Annotated in this window: 16 protein-coding genes and 2 pseudogenes; 7 read left to right on the forward strand and 11 right to left on the reverse strand. The window is 65.8% G+C overall.

Going from position 1 to position 19,710, the window contains the following annotated elements:
- From ACZY0B_RS09395 to tap, 6 genes and pseudogenes are all read right to left on the reverse strand, one after another.
- Positions 1-294: pseudogene (locus ACZY0B_RS09395) on the reverse strand (cytochrome P450); the annotation flags it as partial.
- A gap of 308 nt (positions 295-602) precedes the next feature.
- The gene (locus ACZY0B_RS09400; RefSeq protein ID WP_463763820.1) at positions 603-1,616 is read right to left on the reverse strand and encodes a DUF4331 family protein; all 1,014 of its coding nucleotides are present in this window, start codon (positions 1,614-1,616) and stop codon (positions 603-605) included.
- Positions 1,617-1,804: 188 nt separating this feature from the next.
- Positions 1,805-1,984: a hypothetical protein gene (locus ACZY0B_RS09405; RefSeq protein WP_463763892.1), complete on the reverse strand. Its 180-nt coding sequence runs from the start codon at positions 1,982-1,984 to the stop codon at positions 1,805-1,807.
- A gap of 3 nt (positions 1,985-1,987) precedes the next feature.
- A pseudogene (locus ACZY0B_RS09410) lies at positions 1,988-2,038 on the reverse strand (hypothetical protein); the annotation flags it as partial.
- A 454-nt stretch (positions 2,039-2,492) separates the two neighbouring features.
- Positions 2,493-3,812, reverse strand: a complete 1,320-nt coding sequence (locus ACZY0B_RS09415; protein ID WP_463763885.1) for an FAD-binding oxidoreductase — start codon at positions 3,810-3,812, stop codon at positions 2,493-2,495.
- 69 nt (positions 3,813-3,881) lie between these two features.
- Entirely contained in the window at positions 3,882-5,129 is a 1,248-nt protein-coding gene (tap, locus tag ACZY0B_RS09420; protein WP_463763821.1) for a multidrug efflux MFS transporter Tap, read from the reverse strand.
- 72 nt (positions 5,130-5,201) lie between these two features.
- On the opposite strand from tap, the gene ACZY0B_RS09425 reads away from it, so the two are divergent.
- Genes ACZY0B_RS09425 through ACZY0B_RS09435 form a run of 3 tightly spaced genes read left to right on the forward strand, consistent with a single transcriptional unit; the run spans position 5,202 to position 8,244 of the window.
- The gene (locus ACZY0B_RS09425) at positions 5,202-6,038 is read left to right on the forward strand and encodes a uracil-DNA glycosylase (RefSeq protein ID WP_463763822.1); all 837 of its coding nucleotides are present in this window, start codon (positions 5,202-5,204) and stop codon (positions 6,036-6,038) included.
- On the forward strand, positions 6,035-7,174 hold the full coding sequence (locus ACZY0B_RS09430; protein ID WP_463763823.1) for an FAD-binding protein: 1,140 nt from the start codon (positions 6,035-6,037) through the stop codon (positions 7,172-7,174). Before ACZY0B_RS09425 ends, ACZY0B_RS09430 begins: the two co-directional genes overlap by 4 nt.
- A gap of 38 nt (positions 7,175-7,212) precedes the next feature.
- Positions 7,213-8,244, forward strand: coding sequence for an LLM class flavin-dependent oxidoreductase (locus ACZY0B_RS09435; protein ID WP_463763824.1), 1,032 nt, complete (start codon positions 7,213-7,215; stop codon positions 8,242-8,244).
- On the opposite strand, the gene ACZY0B_RS09440 is transcribed toward ACZY0B_RS09435, so the two are convergent.
- The 3 genes from ACZY0B_RS09440 to ACZY0B_RS09450 form a co-directional block, all read right to left on the reverse strand.
- Positions 8,228-12,232, reverse strand: coding sequence for a diguanylate cyclase domain-containing protein (locus tag ACZY0B_RS09440; protein WP_463763825.1), 4,005 nt, complete (start codon positions 12,230-12,232; stop codon positions 8,228-8,230). The genes ACZY0B_RS09435 and ACZY0B_RS09440 overlap by 17 nt on opposite strands.
- Positions 12,233-12,348: 116 nt before the next feature.
- The gene (locus tag ACZY0B_RS09445; protein WP_463763826.1) at positions 12,349-12,798 is read right to left on the reverse strand and encodes a nitroreductase family deazaflavin-dependent oxidoreductase; all 450 of its coding nucleotides are present in this window, start codon (positions 12,796-12,798) and stop codon (positions 12,349-12,351) included.
- A 10-nt stretch (positions 12,799-12,808) separates the two neighbouring features.
- Positions 12,809-13,237, reverse strand: coding sequence for an HIT family protein (locus ACZY0B_RS09450; RefSeq protein WP_463763827.1), 429 nt, complete (start codon positions 13,235-13,237; stop codon positions 12,809-12,811).
- 109 nt (positions 13,238-13,346) lie between these two features.
- Between ACZY0B_RS09450 and ACZY0B_RS09455 the strand changes: the two genes are divergently transcribed.
- The gene (locus ACZY0B_RS09455) at positions 13,347-14,735 is read left to right on the forward strand and encodes an amidase (protein WP_463763828.1); all 1,389 of its coding nucleotides are present in this window, start codon (positions 13,347-13,349) and stop codon (positions 14,733-14,735) included.
- Here ACZY0B_RS09455 and ACZY0B_RS09460 read toward each other — a convergent pair.
- Positions 14,730-15,233, reverse strand: coding sequence for a DNA-deoxyinosine glycosylase (locus ACZY0B_RS09460; protein WP_463763829.1), 504 nt, complete (start codon positions 15,231-15,233; stop codon positions 14,730-14,732). The genes ACZY0B_RS09455 and ACZY0B_RS09460 overlap by 6 nt on opposite strands.
- On the opposite strand from ACZY0B_RS09460, the gene ACZY0B_RS09465 reads away from it, so the two are divergent.
- Both ACZY0B_RS09465 and ACZY0B_RS09470 read left to right on the forward strand, forming a co-directional pair.
- On the forward strand, positions 15,232-16,407 hold the full coding sequence (locus ACZY0B_RS09465; protein WP_463763886.1) for an adenylate cyclase regulatory domain-containing protein: 1,176 nt from the start codon (positions 15,232-15,234) through the stop codon (positions 16,405-16,407). The two genes, ACZY0B_RS09460 and ACZY0B_RS09465, sit on opposite strands and share 2 nt — an antisense overlap.
- Positions 16,408-16,696: 289 nt before the next feature.
- A complete protein-coding gene (locus tag ACZY0B_RS09470) occupies positions 16,697-17,272 on the forward strand; it encodes a hypothetical protein (protein ID WP_463763830.1) in 576 nt (191 codons plus the stop codon).
- Between the two features lie 42 nt (positions 17,273-17,314).
- On the opposite strand, the gene ACZY0B_RS09475 is transcribed toward ACZY0B_RS09470, so the two are convergent.
- Positions 17,315-19,213, reverse strand: a complete 1,899-nt coding sequence (locus tag ACZY0B_RS09475; RefSeq protein ID WP_463763831.1) for a serine/threonine-protein kinase PknH/PknJ — start codon at positions 19,211-19,213, stop codon at positions 17,315-17,317.
- 276 nt (positions 19,214-19,489) lie between these two features.
- Here ACZY0B_RS09475 and ACZY0B_RS09480 point away from each other — a divergent pair, with 276 nt between their 5' ends.
- Positions 19,490-19,705 (forward strand): hypothetical protein, encoded by a 216-nt coding sequence (locus tag ACZY0B_RS09480; protein ID WP_463763832.1) that lies wholly within the window; start codon positions 19,490-19,492, stop codon positions 19,703-19,705.
- Positions 19,706-19,710: the final 5 nt, after the last annotated feature.

A 19,710-nucleotide genomic window follows, 5' to 3' on the forward strand; every position in this document is an offset into this window, starting at 1 on the left:
CGGATCCTGCATGACGAACGGCGGATTATCTTGCAGCCCAATCATTTCCAGGTCTCCGTAGTTGACCGTCAGTCCCTGTGCCGAGGAGAACGTCTCGTGGTCGCGGGCCGCCGACCACACATCGGCGTGCCGGGACAGCACGTAGTAGTCCTGCTCGGGGTGTTTGCGCGGCACGACGTGGTGCACCGGGTCGTGGTCGCGCAGCGCGCGGTACATCGGCCACGGATTCGGCCAGGTGCCGGCGTTGGCGAGCTCGAACACGACCGGTGTGTTGTGAGACATAACCGCAGTCATGTCTTATTCGTACGACAGCAGCCGCAATATGTCAACCGCTCTGAGCGCCGGGTGTGCGGCCAGGGCGCTGTCGGTTCTCATCCAAGATGGCGGAATTCTCACAGTAATGGCGGACGAGTAGCGGATCCGCCACAAAGATGAGAATCTGATTAGCTGATCTACGCATCACGGTAGGCGGTTTCCGAGTTTCCGGACGAAGGGGTAACTCCGAGTGTCACGCTTAAGCGGCGGTTTGACCGTGCGGAGTAAGCAGTGTTGGGCGCTGCAAACCTTCCTGGACGAGGTCCCCTGGGAGCAGCTCAGCGCTGTCACGGACAGCTGAGGTAAGGAAATTCGGCCGTGATCCGCGCTGGGTCGGGCGCGACACCGGCGCCCAGCGGGGAGTTGGTCAACACCGACAGCACGTTGTCCAGCACGTTGTCCATCAGCCCGCGCCCGTTCATTCCGGTGTAGTCGAAGGATGCGGGTGTGCCCAGCTCGTAGGGGAGGGTCATCGATCCGAACAGGTCGGCCACGCGGCGCGCGTAGGCGGCCGGATCAGCGGAAGTGCCGGCGAGTGTGACGTATTTGGTGACGGTGTCGATGGTGCGCGCGACGAACCGCGAATTGTCCCCGGACGGGGCGGTCGAGTTGAACGCCTCGCTCAACTCGTCGTCGTTGAGGTGGAGGTGGGTGAACATCGGCAGGCCCCAGCGGGCCACTTGCTGCTCAGGCGCGTGGCCGCACAGCGACACCGTGGCCCACGCCTGCACCCTGGTCGTGCTGCTGATCAACTCGTTGGGCGCCTCGACGACGATGCCGGCGACGGTCCGATCCCGGAAGACGTTGACGTGGTTGGCGAAAGCCTCGGGTTTGTAGACGCCGGCCGCGGAGGCATCCCTGAAGTCATTGAGGCCCGCATTAGCGCCGAACACATCGTGCACCACTCCGGCGAAGACGCGCACCCCGTTCTCACCGGCGACTGTGACGCCGGTCTTTCCCGACGCGATCAACTCACCAGATCCACCCTGAGCTGCGTCGGCGCCGGTGGCGAGGCGCAGCTCGAAGGTCTGTGCGTGTCCGCCCGCGGGGGCCGCGCTGTGCACCACCTCAGCAAACTTGAGTTTGAAGGACACCTCCTCATGGGCGTCACTGTCTGTGTCGAAGCGAAACACGTAGAGAGCCTCATCGCGAAAAGGGGCAGACGTCTCCGTGGTGGCCGCCGGGTTGACCGTCATCGCCATCACGGTCGTCTTTCCGGGGTCGCCGGCGAAAAGATAGAAATCGCAGAGATTCAGACGAGGGTCTTCGCGACCCGTCGGGGTGTCGAAGTGATGGGACATCGGTCTCGACTCTCCTGAATCCGTCAGCGACAGGCATGGTGAGACGTCTGCGAGCTGCGTCCATTCTGCGCCGGTCACCGGCGAGAGGCAACGGAAAACCCGATGTCACGGATGTGCTGAGTACCCATCGGTTCGCGTCCAATTGCAGTCGGTGAACGTGCAGCGCAGCGCGGCACCAACGGTGCCCTTCAGGTTGTCCGGGCACGTGACGATTCGGGTGCGTGCCCGAATTGCTGGTTGAGCTGTTTGCTGATCTGGCCGGCGTTGTCGTCCTTGCTGACGGTCTCGATGATGTCGAAGTTCACTGTGCCGCCGCTAACGCTGCTGACGGTGACGTTGACGCCGTCGTTCTGCCCGTTGGTTGTCATGGTGCAGCCGAGCGTCGCCCCGACAGTGGCCTTAAGGACGTCGGGGCAGGACACCGAGTCGGGTTTTACCCGGACTGCTGGGCGACCTTCGAACTGATCTGGTCGGCGACGTCACTCTTGGCCACGATGGTGGCGGCCCCGGTCGACGCCGGTATCCGCGCGTCCAGGGAAACGCGTAACGCTTGTTCGCCACGGCATCGCGACCGACTAAGTTCGCCGGCGGCGCTGTGTGTCACGTGACGTTTCACAACGCATCATGAAAACGCCCGTCAAGCCGACCTCGATCGTCTCCGAAATCGCGGACAACCGTAAGGCTCTAGGATCCGCCACGAAGATGAGAAAAACCGCTCCGCCATTTTGATGAGAATTCTGTAAACCTGCAGGTAGGGGAGTCGGTATCTGCCACGCGCGGTGAGAACCCACACGCGCCAACGGCGCACAAACCCCCGCCCTCAGCGCACCCTCAACGCCAAGGACGCACACTCGACGCCAAAAACCGGGGCCAAGCTCAAATCGCCGCACCCGGATTCAGGATGCCCAACGGGTCGAGTGCCTGCTTGATGCGCTGATTGAGCGCCATCACCTCGGGTCCGAGATAGCCGTCCAGCCAAGGCCGCTTCAGCCGGCCGACGCCGTGCTCACCGGTGATCGTGCCGCCCAATCCGATGGCCAGATCCATGATTTCGCCGAACGCCAGGTGAGCCCGCTCCGTCATCGCGGCATCGGCGGCGTCGTACACGATCAGCGGATGAGTGTTGCCGTCGCCGGCGTGCGCGATCACCGAGATCATCAGGTCGCGCTGCTCGGCGATACGGGCAATCCCGGTCACCAGCTCGCCCAGCGCCGGAAGCGGCACCCCGACGTCTTCGAGCAGCAGCGATCCCTTGGCCTCCACCGCGGGGATGCAGAACCGGCGCGCGGCGACGAACGCCTCGCCCTCGTCCGGATCGTCGGTGGTGAAAACGTCCGTTGCATTGTTCTCGGCAAATATCGCCGCCATCAGTTCGGCGTCCTCACCGCTGGCGCGGCCGCGCTCGTCAGAGCCGGCCACCAGCATCGCCGCCGCCCCGCGATCCAGGTCCATGTGCAAGGTGTCCTCGACGGCGTTGATCGCCGCCGAATCCATGAACTCCAGCATCGCGGGCCGCAGCCGCGCCGCGACCCCGAGCACCGCGTCGACCGCCGAGGAGACCGAGGCGAACGTGGCCACCACGACGCTGGAGGTGTTTTGGGCGGGCAGCAGCCGCAGCGTCACTTCCGTGACGACACCCAGCGTGCCTTCACTGCCGACGAACAGCTTGGTCAGCGAAAGCCCCGCCACGTCCTTCAAACGTGGGCCGCCGAGCCGTACCGCGGTGCCGTCGGCCAGCACCACCTGCATGCCCAGCACGTAATCGGTGGTGACGCCGTACTTCACGCAGCACAGGCCCCCGGCATTGGTGGCGATATTGCCGCCGATGCTGCAGATCTCGTACGACGACGGGTCCGGCGGGTACCAGAGGCCGTATCCGGCGACGGCCTTTTTCACCTCGGCGTTGAACAGGCCGGGCTGGCATACCGCGGTGCGGGTCACCGGGTCGACCGCAATGTCGCGCATCTTTTCCGTCGACAACACGATCCCGTTCGCCAGCGCGGTCGCCCCGCCCGACAAGCCGCTGCCGGCTCCGCGGGGTACGACGGGCACTTGATGGGCGGTGGCCCAGCGCAGCACCTTCTGCACGTCTTCGGTGCAGCGCGGCCGGACCACGGCCAGCGGTGTGCCGGCCGACGGGTCGAAGGCGCGGTCATGGCGGTACCCGTCGGTGATGGCCGGGTCGGTGACCACCATCCCGTCGGGTAGGTCGGCGATCAGGCTGGCCAGGGTGTCTTCATTGACTGTGGCGCTCACGGGCCGATTTTACGGCCCGGCGTCGACGGCAAACTCGGGTGCGCGGTCGAGTTCACGCAGCGACGGCAGCGCGCACGCGATCAGTCCGATCACGATGATGGGCACCGCCAACGTCAGGAACGTCACTCGTAGCCCGGCGGTGTCGGCCAGCGGACCGGCCACCAGCAAGCCCAACGGGCCCGCGGCGAAGGTCAGCCCCGTCATCACCCCGACCACTCGACCGCGCAGGTGGTGCGGAGCCCGGGTCTGCATCACGTAGTTGTAGATCGGCTGGATCGGCCCGTAGACCAAACCGGTCACCGCACACAGCACCAGGATCAACGGCAACGGCGGCAGGAATGCGATGCCGACCGACGCTGCACCAAAGGTGAGGGTCGCGGTCAGTACAGCGGTGCGCCGCCGCAGGTGTTTCGAGAGCAGGGCGTAGCCGAGCGCGCCCACCACGCCGCCCACCCCGAGCGCCATCAACGCCCAGCCCAACTGCGCGGGTTGTTGACGGTCGCTGAAGTATTTGGGAAACAGCACGCTCTCCATCGGCAGGTACAGCGCGGTGACGAACAAGTCGATCAAGCCGAGCGTCCGGAGCACCCGCAGGTTCCACACAAACCGCATGCCCTCGACGACCCCGGACATCAACCCGTCGGGCCGGGTCGCGTCGTGGGGCTTGCCGGTGCCCTCCAGACGCAGCGCCCCAATCGCGAGGAACGACAACCCGAAACAGCATGCCGTGATCCACATCGTGTTGACGCCGCCGACCGTGGCGATCATCAAACCGCCGATGCCCGGGCCCACGATGTAGGCCAGGTTGAGAATCGCTTCGTAGACGCTGTTGGTGCGGTCCAGCGACCAGGCGGCGCGGGCGGCGGCCTCGGGCAGCATCGACTGGCGCGCAGTTGTCCCGGCCGGGTCGAAAGCGGCCGAAAAGAAAGCCAGCAAGGCCAGCTCGGCGACGTTGATCGCGTGCGCGCCGAACAACCAGGCGATCACCGGGACGGTCGCCACCGCCGTGCCGGACAGCAAATCGGAGACCAGCGAAATACGGCGGCGCCCGAAAAAATCGACCGCGGTACCGGCGACCAACGTGGAGAGCACCAGCGGCAATGTCATGGCAGCGGCCACGAGCGATGCGTCGCGCGCGCTGTTGTGGTGCTGCAACGCCAGCCATGGGAAGGCGACCAACGAAATGCCGGTACCCGCGGTCGCCATCAGCGTGGCGAACAGAATCAGGAGCGCCGGGCCGCGGCTGGAATTTCTCATGGCTATCGCGGTGAGAATTTAACCCCAAAGCGATCGGGGGAGCCACCGAATTTCGTGGTCAGCATTGGCTGAATGCAGGATGTTCATGTGCTTGTTCATCCCAATACCGGATTGGCATTCGATTCGCCGGTTGCGCCCGGCACCGGATGGCCCGGCGATCCTGCCGTGGCCCAGACGCCCGAGGCAGCTGACGCCGGGCAGGTTCGGGCGATGGCCGGCGGGGCCGGCTCGATTCCGGAACTCGACGCCTTGGTCAGCGTCTGTCGCGCCTGCCCGCGGCTGGTCACCTGGCGTGAGGATGTTGCTGTGGCCAAACGGCGAGCGTTTGCCGATCAGCCCTATTGGGGCCGGCCGGTGCCGGGCTGGGGATCTCAGCGGCCGCGAATCTTCATCGTCGGTTTGGCGCCCGCCGCACACGGCGCCAACCGGACCGGTCGAATGTTCACCGGCGACCGGTCCGGGGACCAGCTCTACGCCGCCCTCTACCGAGCCGGACTGGTAAACCAGCCGATCAGCGTGGACGCCGCAGACGGGTTGCAGACCAAGCAGATTCGGATCTCCGCACCGGTACGGTGCGCGCCTCCGGCCAACGCCCCGACCCCGGCCGAGCGTGACACCTGTTGGCCCTGGCTGGAAGCCGAATGGCGGTTGGTGTCCGATCACGTCCGCACCATCGTGGCCCTGGGCGGGTTCGGCTGGCAGATCGCGCTGCGGCTGCCGGGCGCCACCGCGATACGGGGGATACCCAAGCCGCGCTTCGGCCATGGCGTCGTTGCCGACCTGCCGTCGGGCGTGCGTTTGCTGGGTTGCTACCACCCAAGCCAGCAGAACATGTTCACCGGTAGGCTGACTCCGGCAATGCTCGACGACATCTTCATTGAAGCCAAGAGGCTGGCAGGGATTAAGTGACCTCCGAATTTAAGGTATTGATTTCCGGGGCCAGCGTCGCCGGTACAACATTGGCGTATTGGCTTGGGCAGCATGGCCATTCGGTCACTGTCGTAGAGCGGCACCCGGGGCTGCGTCCCGGCGGGCAGGCGGTCGATGTGCGGGGCCCGGCGCTGACGGTGCTGGACCGCATGGGTCTGCTCACCGCCGCCGCGGATCGCAAGACGGGCATCCGCGGGTCGTCCGTCGTCGACCGTGACGGCAACGAGCTGTCCCGGGATACCGAATCGACGCCCACGGGTGGTCCTATCGACAATCCCGATATCGAGCTGCTGCGCGACGATTTGGTCGAGTTGCTTTACCAGGCAACCCAGCCGGCGACCGAATACCTATTCGACGACAGCATCGTCGCGCTGGAGAACCTCGGCGCGAGCGTCGATGTGGCGTTCGAACGTTCGCCCGCCCGCAGTTTCGACCTGGTGATCGGCGCCGACGGCCTGCACTCCAATGTGCGCCGTCTGGTTTTCGGTCCCGAGGACCGATTCATCAGAAGGCTGGGCACCCACGCCGCCATCTTCACCGTGCCCAACTTTCTGGACTTGGACTTCTGGCAGATGTGGCACTACGGGGACGCCACGATGGCCGGGGTCTACAGCGCCCGCAACAACACCGAGGCGCGCGCCATGGTGGGCTTCATGGATACCGAACTGCGCCTTGACTACCGCGATGTCGAAGCCCAATTCGCCGAGGTGGAGCGGCGCATGACCGGCGACGGCTGGGTGCGACCGCAACTGCTGCAGTTAATGCGCAGCGCACCGGATTTCTACTTCGACGAGATGGCGCAGATCGTGATGGATCACTGGTCGATCGGCCGGGTGGCGCTGGTCGGCGATGCCGCGTACTGCTGTTCGCCGCTGTCGGGCCAGGGGACCAGTGTCGCGCTGCTGGGCGCCTACATCCTGGCCGGTGAGCTCAAACGAGCCACCCAAGGCGACTGGGTCGACCACGGGCTCGGCTTTACCAACTATTTCAAGCGTTTTCACGGATACACCGAGCGCACCCAATTTCTGGCCACCGACAACATTCCCGGCGGTGCGGCGATATCGCAGGAGCAATTCGACGCGATCGTGGGATCGATCACACCGAGCAACTACTGATCGGGAACGAACACTGCGCCGAATGCGTTGAGGCCATCGTGCGTCTTTCCGTCCTTGATCTCGTCCCGGTACGCACCGACCAGTCGACCGGCGATGCGCTGGCGGCCACCGTGGCGCTGGCGCAGACCGCCGACCGGCTCGGCTATACGCGCTACTGGGTCGCCGAACACCACAACATGGAATCCGTGGGCGCGACCAGCCCACCGGTGCTGCTCGCGTACCTGGCGGCGCAGACGTCGCGACTGCGACTCGGGTCCGGCGGTGTGATGCTGCCCAACCACGCGCCGCTGGCGGTCGCCGAACAGTTCGCGCTGTTGGAAGCCGCCGCCCCCGGCCGAATCGACCTGGGCATCGGCCGGGCGCCCGGATCCGACCCGGTGACGTCGTATGCGTTGCGCGGCGCCCGAGACGATCGCGACATTGAAAACTTCCCCGAATACCTCGACGACGTTGCGGCGCTGATGAGTTCACGCGGCGTGGTGGTTCCGCTGCGTTCGGGTGATTACCGGCTCAAGGCCACCCCGGCCGCAACCAGCGAACCGCGGCTCTGGCTGCTGGGCTCGTCGATGTACTCGGCGCACCTGGCCGCCGCCAAGGGCCTGCCCTACGTGTTCGCACATCACTTCTCCGGCAAGGGAACTGAAGAGGCACTCGAGGTCTACCGCTCGCGATTCGTGCCCAGCAAGCTGACTGCCGAGCCCGTGACATTCCTGACCGTTAATGCCGTGGTGGCCGAAACGCAGGACGAGGCAACGGCATTGATGCTGCCCAACCTGCAGATGATGGCCCGGCTGCGCACCGGCCAGCCGCTGGGGCCGGTCCCTCTGGTGGAGGATGCCCAAGTCGCGGAACTGACGGCGCCCCAACAGCACATCGTGGACAGCGGGTTGCAGCGCGCGGTGCTCGGCACTCCAGTCCAAGCCGCCGAACAGCTGCGGGCACTTGCCGGGCAGTTCGGCGTCGACGAGGTGATGGTGAACCCGGTCGCGTCGGCCCGTCGCGGCGTCGACCCGGCCACCGCACCGGGGCGGGTGGCGACGCTGGAACTGCTGGCTAAGGAATTGTTCTAGCGCTGGCGTCGGTGACGTCCGCTTGCTCGGACTTGCTCGAATTGGGATGGGGCACATGGCTGCCGATCCAACTCTCGAGCTCAGCCGGAGGCAACGGTGGGGTGTGCACGAATCCCTGGGTGATGGTGCAGCCGAATCGCTGCAGCGCGCTCAACGTGACCTCGTCCTCGACACCCTCGGCCACCAGGTCCGCGCCGAGGCTGTCGGCCAGCGCCACCGTGGACCGCACAATGGCGACCGATCGGGCGTCCTGGGACAGTCGCGCCACGAAGATTCTGTCGAGCTTCAACTCGTCGACCGAGACATCCTGCAAGCGGGCCAGCGACGACCAGCCGGTGCCGTAGTCGTCCAGCGAGATGCGAACGCCTAGGCGCTGCAGTTCGGCCACGGTATTGCGGGACCGCACCGAGTCGACGAGGGCGCTTTCGGTGATCTCGACGATGAGCGCGTCCGGCGGTAAACCACGGGCCCACAGCAGCCTCTCGATCGTGCCGACAAGCTCGAGGTCAAGCAGGTTCGTCGTCGCCAGGTTCACCGCGACGGACGAGGTGATGCCCGTTTCGCGCCAATACTGGATCTGGGTGAGAGCGACTTTGAGTGTGCGGTCGGCGATCTTGCGCATCAGCCCGGCGCGTTCGGCGGCGGGCAGGAATGCCTCGGGCAGCAGCACTCCACGCGTGGGATGGTTCCAGCGCAGCAGTGCCTCGACACTGTGTACGCTGCCGTCTTTGGTGTTGATCTTGGGCTGGTAATACAAAGTCGGTTCCTCACCTTCGAACAGCGCGATGCGCAATTCCTCGATGAGGTTGGGGTCGGTTTCGCGATACACCTCGAATGCCGAGTCGTAAACCGCGATTTTGCCCATGGCGGTTTTCGCGTGCGGCATCGCCGCCTCGGCGCGACTCAGCAGCTCTTGTGGATGCTCACAATGGTCGGGACACAGCGCAATAGCGATGCGTGCATCGACTCGCACGGTGACCGGATCCAAAGCTAATGGTTCGCTGAGCGATTCGAGCATTCGACCCGCTTGGGCGCGTGCGCCGATCAGGTCGGATCCCTCTGTCAGCAGGATCGCGAACTCGTCATCGCTCACCCGCGCGAGCAGATCCTCGCGGCGCACGCAGTTCGCAAGTCGATCCGCGATGTGGCGCAACAGCTCGTCACCGAAATGGCGGCCGAGCGAGTCGTTGATCTCGCCGATCTCATAGAGCTTCACCAACAGCAACGCCTTGCGTGACGACGTCCTGAGCGCCGACTCGAGCTCCGTCGGCGCGGAGTTGGGCAACGAGGTCAAGGCCGTTGCCAGCGAACGCCGGTTGGGCAGCGTCGTCAACTCGTCGGTCGTGGCGTGCTTGTAGTTTTCGGCCATCATGCTGACATCGCGCAAGGTGAGCGAGAAGCGTACGGCGACCGCTACCAGACTCAACGCCGCTAAAGCCGTTGCGAGTCGCGAATTTTCGTTGAAGGCCGCGACTCCCAGCGCTAGGACGGTGCAGGCCACCGGCAGGGCGTAGGAGGTGTAGCCACGCTTGCGCTCGGGCCCCTTTGACGACTTGGGCGCCCAGCTGGCCAACGCCAGCAGTAGCGACGACGCGGGCCAGAGGGCATCCAGCGTGCTGCCCACTCGGTATGAACCCGCGGTGGTCTCGAACAGATAGACCGTGTCTGCGAGGGCAAACCCCACCAAGCTCGCAACGAGTAGAACCCAGCGGAATTCGCTGCGCCAGCCGATTATTGGCAACATTCCGGCGGCTAGAGCCAGCAGGACCAGATCGCCCCATGGATAGATCAGGCCGACCAGAACGGTATCCGGGGCGCGAGCCGCGGCGGCGTGGAAGGGCCCGGTCCGCAGCGCGACGCCCAGCGCGGCCATGGCCAAGCCGCATACCAGGGGATCGAGCCGGATCGGAATCGGGACCGAGGCCAGGCGTGACCGCATCAGCAGCAGCAGCCCGACGTAGACGAGCGGGTAGAACGCCAGGTACTCCAGGTCGGCCGCCGACGGGGACTGCCCGTCGGGCACCCGCAACGCGTAGACGACGTCACCGATCGCCGAGCATGCCATGCCGGCCGCGATCAGCAGCCAGGCCACCCGGTCGGCCTTGAAGTGGTAAGCGCGCACGGCAATCAGCCCGGCCGCCAACAGGTTCAACCCCGTGTACAAGGACTTGGCGAAGGATGCATTGTCGCCGGCATTGCCGCCGACAATACTCGTCACAGTGAAAGCGATCACGCCAATTGCCAACAGCGCCATGGCTATTCGAATGGGTATCGGCCACCTGGTGCCGTCGGCCGGTTCCTCCGGCTGGCCGGGTTTCGGCGCGGCGGGTTTTGGCTCTGTGCGTGCGGTACGTGCCGACCCGGACGAGCCCGCTGCGGCGGGGTAGCCCGAGGCGGTTGCCGAAATGGGCATCCATTCAGCCAGTTTGGCCGGCAAGGCCGATATCGCCGATTCGGTCGACCGCGGGAACGTATAGGAGAACGGAATATCCGGCACAAAGGCGCGGACGCATTGGCCGCCTTCGCGTTTGGCGGTATACATGGCCAGGTCGGCATGCCGGAGGAGCTGGTCGACGGTGCAGGTCGACGCCGCAGTGGCCACGGTGTAGCCGATGCTCGGCCGAACCGCGACGGGCACGCCGTCGATCACGATCGGGGCGCTGAACGCCTCGAGAACATCATGCGCGGCAGCCTGGGACTCTTCGACGGATCCCTCGAGCAGCGCCGCGAATTCGTCACCGCCAAGGCGGGCAATGAAGCCCTTTTCGTGCAGGGCAGCGGTGAGCCGCCCGGCGACCCGGATCAGAAGTTCGTCGCCGGCCGGGTGTCCCAAGCCGTCGTTGACCGCTTTGAAGTTGTCGAGATCGAGGCATAACACCGCTATCGGGGCGCTGCCGTCTTGTCGAGCGGCGATGGCGTCTTCCAACCGATGCAGGAAATGAGCCCGATTCGCCAGGCCGGTCAAGCTGTCCCGGAACGCTTCCCGCGCGACCGCGGACAACAGGTCCTGGTTTTCGGTAAGCGCGATGAATTGCCGGACGAGCACCGCGCCCACGAGGATTCCCAGCAGGGCGGTCAATACGCCGTGCTGCGCACGGACGACGGCGCCAAATCCGACGACTGTGGCCAGCGACAGCGGTAGGTACGGCAACCACAGCAGGGCGCGGGACCACACCTCGCTGCGCGTCGCCGTGGCGGTGGAGGATTCATCGACGCTGGCCAACGCGGCCAGTGCGATCATGCACAATCCGGCCACTCGGCCCAGGTCGCCCAGATCACTGACGTGATAACTGCCGATCCCGGTATCGAACACCATCGTGATGTCGGCAACGCTGATCGTCGCGATGCCGGCGGCTACCAGGCTGCGGCTCGGCCTCTCACCGGGGCGGCCCCGCGACAGCATCAGGATCGCCGTCGTCAGCAGGATGCCATCGTTGACTACCTGCGCGACCGTCGCGGTCCGCGAGCCAGTGGTGTCGCGCAGCTGCTTTTCCAGGACGAATACCCACGAGACGACGAGCAGCGAGGTGACCAGGATCAGACCGTCGAGCACCAGCCGCCGCGAACTGTGCCGAGATAGGTTGGACAACAGCACCAGCGACGTCATGGCGCCGAATGGCCACAACAGCAGCACGATCTCGGCCGCGGCCGGGTGCGCGGCGTGATCGAGCTGCGGGCGCACGTCGTAGAACGCCCAGATGATTTCGCCGACAGCCCACCCCAACTGGGCCGTCACGATCGCCAGCCAGCCGAATCTGCGACGCCCGTCCGCGAAGTGCGCCGCGCGGAGGCCACATGCCGCACCGAAAAGCAGGCTCGCCGCCAAGGCAATTTCGTCGACCGGCCGCGTCGCGTAGGCGCCTTCCCAGTCCCGGACGGACGCGATGATGATCATCACCCCGGCGACGCAGTACCCCGCTACGACCAGCCGACCGACGCGCGCGGACAGCCCGAATCGCTGCCACGGATTCCCCATCCAGCGCTTCATTGCAGCTCCAGCCGATCTTTGTCCCCCGCGGTGAACGCATGCAGGCTTCACCACTGCTAGGGCAGAATAAACGTCCTATTCGTGCCGGCTGGTGGTTTTTGTGCAGGTTGGTGCGATCAGGCAGGCGTTAGGGCGACGATCGGGATGGGCCGCGAAGTCCGGGTCTGGTAGCCGTCGTACCGGTTGGCGTTGTTCTTGTTGACGATCTCCCACAGCCGCGCATACTCGGCGTTCTCCGGAGTGATGCTGCGCGCGGTGACCGGGAATCGCTTGGAGCCGACGTTGATTTCGCACTCCGGGCGTTTGCGCAGGTTGTGATACCAGCCGGGGGCACTGTCGCTACCGCCGTAGGACGCAACGACCAGGTACGAGTCGCCGTCCTTGGCGTAGGTCAAAGTGGAGGACCGTTGCTGGCCGGTCTTGGCGCCGATCGTGTGCAGCAGCAGGCTGTTCGGCATCCCGGGCACGTGGTGCCCGATCCGGCCGTCGGTTTTCCGGTAAAGCGTGTCGTGAACGCGCAGCAGAGGGGCCAGAAACAGCCGCTCCAAGGGGGTGAGGTTGGTCATGAATCCATTTCTACTGACTGGCGTCGATGCGTGCCAGCGCGTCGCGCAGGAGCTGCCCGGTGGCTTCGCGGTCGGGGTCGCGGCGCAGCAACATCCCCTTGGCCACCGAAAGCTTGTCGCCATTGCGGCGGGGTAGCACGTGCAGGTGGATGTGGAACACCGTCTGGAAGGCCGCGCCGCCGTCGTTGATCCCGACGTTTGTCGCGTCGGCCAATTCCGTGGCCCGGGCGGCGCGTGCGATCCGCTGGCCGAGGGTGATCATCTCGGCCAGCGTCTGCGGTGAGGTGTCGGTCAGATCGACGCTGTGCTGTTTGGGGATCACCAGGGTGTGGCCGCGGGTGAACGGCCGGATGTCGAGGATCGCCAGGTAGTCGTCGTCTTCGTAGATCCGGATGGCCGGAGCTTCTCCGGCGACGATCGCACAGAACACGCAGGACATGCCGCCACGGTACTGGTTGCCTCAACTCGGCCATGCTGCGCCCGAGACACCCTTTTGTTCCGCACGCACATGATCGACCGGCCGAGGCCGCACGGGCTACGCTGCCGCAGTGGACGCTCGCGAACTTGCCTTTACCGGCGCGGCCGCACTCGCACGAATGCTTGCCGACGGCGAAGTCAGCGCGCCGGACCTGCTCGAGGTCTATCTGGAGCGGATTGCCCGCCTGGACAGTCAGCTGCGCTGCTACCGCGTGGTGTTGTCCGACAGCGCGCGTGCGGACGCTCATGCCGCACAGGAACTCCTCGACGCCGGCGAGCGGCTGCCGCTTCTGGGCGTGCCGGTTGCGATCAAGGATGACGTCGACGTGGCCGGTGAGGTGACGGCGTGCGGCAGCGGCGGCCACGGTCCGCCGGTGGCCTCCGATGCGGAAGCGGTCCGACGGTTGCGCGCGGCCGGCGCGGTCATCATCGGTAAGACGAATGTGCCCGAGTTGATGATCTTCCCCTTCACCGAGTCGCTGACGTTCGGCGCGACGCGCAACCCGTGGAACCTCGGTCGCAGCCCGGGCGGTAGCAGCGGCGGTAGCGGCGCGGCGGTCGCCGCCGGCCTGGCACCGCTGGCATTGGGATCCGACGGTGGCGGGTCGATTCGCATCCCGTCGTCCTGGTGCGGTGTGTTCGGCTTGAAACCGCAGCGTGATCGGGTGTCCGTCGAGCCGCATGACAATGCCTGGCAAGGATTGAGTGTCAACGGCCCGATCGCGCGTTCGGTCCTGGACGCGGCGCTGTTTCTGGATGCCACCTCGACCGTGCCCGGACCCGCAGGCGAATTCGCCGCCGCCGCTACCCGCGATCCCGGCAAACTGCGAATTGCCTTGAGCACCAAGGTTCCAACGCTTCCCGTTCGAGTTGGGCGCGAGGAGTTGGCGGCCCTCGACCAGGCCGGTGCGTTGCTTCGCGATCTGGGCCACGAGGTCATCACCGCCGACCCCGCCTATCCGCTGTCTCAGATCTATGCGAACTTCCTGCCTCGCTATCTGCGGGGCATCAGCGACGACGCCGACGCGCTGGCTCACCCGGAAAGACTGGAAGCACGCACTCGCAAGATGGCGCGCGCGGGATCGTTTTTCTCGGACCGAAGAATGGAAGCCGTGCGCGCCGCCGAGGAGCGGGTGAGCGCCAGGATCCAGTCGATCTTCGACGATGTCGACGTTGTGATCACACCGGGCACCGCGGCGGGTCCGTCCCGCATCGGCGCTTATCGACACCGCGGCTGGGTGTCGACGTTGCTGCTGGTCGCCCAGCAGGTTCCGTACTTCCCGGTCTGGAACCTGACCGGCCAGCCGGCCGCGGTGGTGCCGTGGGATTTCGACGGCGACGGTCTGCCAATCTCCGTGCAGCTCGTCGGCCGGCCGTTCGACGAGGCGACGCTGTTGTCGTTGTCCGCACAGATCGAGACGGCACGCCCGTGGGCCCAGCGCCGGCCGCCGGTGTCATAACTGTGTCGACTGGCATATCGCCCGCCACGCCGCCAGTTTGACGCCTGGCCGCGTGGCATGAGCAGGGCTGGTTGACGGCAGTCGCTGGAAATGGAGTCGTTCGTCCGGCTGTGCCAGCCTGCGATACAGGTCGGCCGCTTTGGCGCCGTTGAAGAAGACCCGCGTGATGCCGGGGTAGTCGGCGGACAACTCGGCAAAGTCGTTGACCACCAAGCTTTTCGGATCGATCGCGGAGTCCGCGCTACCGGCTCGCCGGCAGCTGTGCAGCACGTCCCAGAGCGCTACTCCCTCCGCGCGCAACGCGGCCAGGCGCGACTCGTAGGGCGCGTTCGCGTCGAATCCGAACAGCTCACTGGTGATGGGCCAGAACGCATTTCGTGGATTGGCGTAATACTGGCCGGCCACCAGCGACTGGGCGCTCGGAAACGAGCCCAGGATCAATATCCGGGCGCGGTCGTCGACGACGGGCGGGAAGCCATGCAGAAGCGGCGGGGTCATCGCTTCACATCATGGCCCGTCGGCGTTGTACGTTGACCACGTGGACGACTGGGTAGACCGCAACATCGACGATCTGCTCGACGGACTCGAGGGCGCCGCGCGCACGGAACGTGCCGAGCTCGTGGGCTGGCTGCTGGAACAGGGCGTCACCGCCGACGAGATCCGGGCCACCAACCCGCCGCTGCTGCTGGCCAGCCGGCACCTGATCGGCGACGACGGCACCTACGTGTCGGCGCGCGAGATCAGCGAGGAGCACCACATCGACCTGATGCTGCTGCAACGCGTGCAGCGGGCGATCGGGCTGGCCCGGGTGGACGATCCCGATGCGGCGATCCACATGCGCGCCGACGGTGAAGCGGCCGCGTACGCCCAGCGCTTCGTGGAGATGGGGCTGAACCCCGACCAGGTTGTGCTCGTCGTGCGGGTGCTCGCCGAGGGGCTGTCGCACGCCGCCGAGGTCATGCGCTATGCCGCGCTTGCGGCGATCATGCGCCCGGGGTCTACCGAGCTGGAGGTCGCCAAGGCCTCGAAGACGTTGGTGAGTCAGATTGGACCGCAGCTCGGCCCGATGATCGAGCAGATGCTGTTCATGCAGCTGCGCCACATGATGGAGACCGAAGCGATCAATGCCGCCGAGCGGGCCGCGGGCAGGCCGCTGCCGGGCGCGCGTCGGGTCAGCGTTGCCTTCGCTGATCTGGTCGGCTTCACGCCGCTGGGCGAAGTGGTGTCGCCCGAAGAGCTGGGCCATCTCGCCAGCAGGCTCGCCAACCTGGCCCGCGACGTGACGGTTCCGCCGGTCCGGTTCATCAAGACGATCGGGGACGCGGTGATGTTCGTCTGCCCCGAACCCGCTCCGTTGCTCGATGTCGTGCTGAAGCTGGTCGAGGCCGTGGATACCGACAACGACTTTCCCCGGCTGCGCGCGGGGATGTCGTCCGGGATGGCGGTGAGCCGGGCCGGCGACTGGTTCGGCAGCCCGGTCAATGTGGCGAGCCGGGTCACCGGCGTGGCACGCCCCGGCACCGTCCTGGTCGCCGATTCCGTGTGGGAGGCGGTCGGCGAAACAGGGCAGTTTTCCGCGTCATTCGCGGGCGCACGTCGCCTCAAGGGCGTCAAGAGCGAAGTCAAGCTTTTCCGGGTTCGCCGCGGCGGCGACTCGCGCGACAACGACTGACCCGCGCAAGCTGGGACGCGAATGACACTTGCGCCGAATCGGGATAGGTATAGGCAGGCCCGGGCGGCTCTGGGGGGCGTCTGACACGGTCCGACGCGGCCGGCTCCTTCCCCTCTGCCGGCGCTTTGACTTGGCCGCTTCCGGGCCTGCTTCGCCCTCAAAAATACGCCGTGAAGCGGGCCATATCAACGGTTTTCCGGGTCCGGATGCAGGCTTTCGCGCCCGACTGGGCGTTCGCCGCGGGCGAACCCACTTCGCATTGCACATGTAACGGTGTAATTATGTAATTATGAAATCGCACCACACCCATAGGCGGTCCGGCCGCCCCGGGGGCTGGCAGCAAGCCCAGCAGCCCGACTCCAGCGGGGCGGCGGAATGGTTCGCCGGACGCCTGCCCGAAGCCTGGTTCGACGGCGACCCCTCGGTCGTCGTCGACCGCGAAGAGATCACGGTCGTCGGCAAGCTGCCGGACGCCACCGGAAACGAAGAGAGCGAGGCGCGCGCCGAGGGCCGGGCGTCACGGTTCCGTGAGGAGACCCGTTCCGAGCGGATGAGCATCGCCGACGAAGCTCAGGATCGCTACGGGCGCAAGGTTTCCTGGGGCGTCGAGATTGGCTCCAAAACCGGCACAGAGCGAATTCTGTTCACGCACATCGCAGTTCCGGTGATGACCCGCTTGAAGCAACCGGAACGCCAGGTGCTCGACACCCTGGTCGACGCCGGAGTCGCCAGGTCTCGCGCCGATGCGCTGGCGTGGTCGGTCAAGCTCGTCGGTGAACACACCGAGGAATGGCTGTCCAAGCTGCGCAACGCGATGTCGGCGGTCGACGATCTGCGCGCGCAGGGGCCAGACGTACAGGCCTAGGCCAATGCCGCAGTGCCACTTCGGAATTGGTGGTATTTCGGTCTAGACGTTGTTGACTTTGTCGATGATCTTGTCCGCGATCTCGCCGGCCTGATCGCTGATGTGGTACCCGCACGCGTTGATGTCGGCGATCACGTTGTTCGCCACGCTCATCGCGTGCTCGCACTGCCAGCCGTCAGCGCCTTCCTGGGTTTGCAGTACCGATATCTTCGTTGCGCTGCCTTGGATTGGGGCGAAGGTCCATCGATAGGTTTTGCTCGAATTGTTGACCGTCACGGTCTGGCCGACGCAGTTCTTCCATTTGTCGCTAGAGGTCTGCAGGAACGCCTTGGCCTTGTCCGCGGTCGGGTATGCGACCACCGCTTGGTTGACCCAATGGTCGTTGTTGTCTCCCGGCTCCTGGGATACAACTCCGTTGATGCCGGTGTAGCCACTTCCGGCGTACACCGGATCCTGAGTCGTATACAGCGCTCCCTGGCAGTCCGGTATCGACACCGTCATCGTTGAGGTGCCCATCGACGTGATGGGTTTGCCGGGCTGGATGTTCGTCGCGCCCATGATGGAGTTGATATCCGAAGGACTCAGCAGCAGCGAGTTGAGTCGGGTGGCCGCTACCGGGTCGGGCGGCGGCTTGGGGTCGGGGATGATCACCCAAATGGCCACCGCGCTGATAACGACGACGAGCACGACCGCGGCCGCGGCGATGATCGGCCAGGGATTGCGTTTGGGTTTGGGCGGGGGTTGCTGTGCCAGGCCCCACGGAGTGTGACCGACGGGCTGCGCAGGCGGCGGCGGCCCGCCCCAGTTGCCGCTGGTGCCCGGGTAGTACTGCGGGCCGGGGACGGGCTGGCTCGGGGTGGGGACTGGACCGCTCTCCGGTGCCCATTGTCGGGGGGCCTGCGCGGGGGGTGGAACCGGAGGAGAACTCGGCCCGGTGCGGGGATATGGCGTCGGTGTCCGCGCTGCCGGCGGCGGTGTGCTGACCCGCTGCGGGGGAGGCGACACCGGGGTGTTCGCGATGGTCGGCGGCTGCTCCAGCTTCGGGTCGCCGGGCAGGGTGGCTTCCTGGCTGCGTCGCAGAATGTCCGAGGCGTGGTCCTGATCGGGATTGCTGAGCGCCTCGTGGGCAGCCAGCGCCAGATCGCCGGCGCTGGCGTAGCGTTCCTCGGGCTTTTTGGCCATGCCCCGCGCGATCACCGAGTCGAAGGCCTTGGGAATGCCCGAACGCACCGTGCTGGGCTGCGGAATCGGGTCGCTCATGTGGGATTTGACCAGTACGCCGGCGCTGTCCGCGCGATACGGCGGGGCTCCGGTCAGGCATTCGTGCAGCACACAGGCCAACGCGTAGATGTCGGCGCGGTAGGTCACCTCGTCGTTGGTGAACCTCTCCGGGGCCATGTACTTCCAGGTGCCGACCGCGGTGCCGAGTTGGGTGAGCTTCTCGTCGGTGGTGGCGCTGGCGATGCCGAAGTCCACCAGGTAAGCGAAATCGTCGCGGGTGACCAGGATGTTGGGCGGTTTGACGTCGCGGTGCATGACCCCGGCGGCATGGGCCGCATCGAGAGCCGAGGCGATCTGGGTGATGATGGCGACCGCGCGCGGTGGCGTCAGCGGGCCATATCGTTTGAGCAAGCTGTCCAGGTCGGTGCCCTCGACGAGGCGCATCTCCATGAACATTTTTCCGTCGATTTCGCCGTAGTCGTGGATGGGCACCACGTGCGGCTCCTGCAAACGGCCCGCGGTGCGCGCTTCGCGCTTCATCCGCTCGCGAAAGACGGGGTCCTGGCTGAACTGATCCGACATCAGCTTGACGGCTACGGTCCACTCTTTGACGGTGTGCTCGGCCTCGTAGACTTCGCCCATCCCGCCGCGGCCCAGCAGCCGTTTCAAGTGGTAGGGCCCGAACGTCGACCCCGCCCGTGAGGCCTGCTCCTCGCTCATCGCTGATCCTCCAAACCAACCGCAGACCCGCCGACCATATCAACAATTTCCGGGCAGCCCCGTCGGCCGCAACCCCCCGGTAAGCACCCATGACGGTATGCGCCGGCCCGCTCGCCCGCTCGACAACGGCAAACATCGCTCACGCGTGTCGCGGCCGCATACCCGTCGATACCGGGCCCCAAATGCCCGGTGCGTTCCAAGGATTCATCAAGGATCTCCGCAGTACGTGGGCAGACCCTTTCTCCATAGGGAAGCGGGTTACAGCGAAGGGATGTCATGCTCACCACCACCGGGACCGACTTCAGGGTGCGCCTGGCCATCATGGCTACCTTGATCGGTGTCGCGGCGATGTTGCCCGTGCACTGGCGCGCCAGCGCCCGGCGAACCTGGTCATACGGCGTGTACTACGTCGGGTATCGGCTGCTATCTGTTCAGATGAGCTGCGGCTCTTGGGCCCTCAGTGCGCTACCGCTGGTCGCGAAACACGCGTAGACAGC

Source organism: Mycobacterium sp. IDUB_19 (assembly GCF_055419445.1).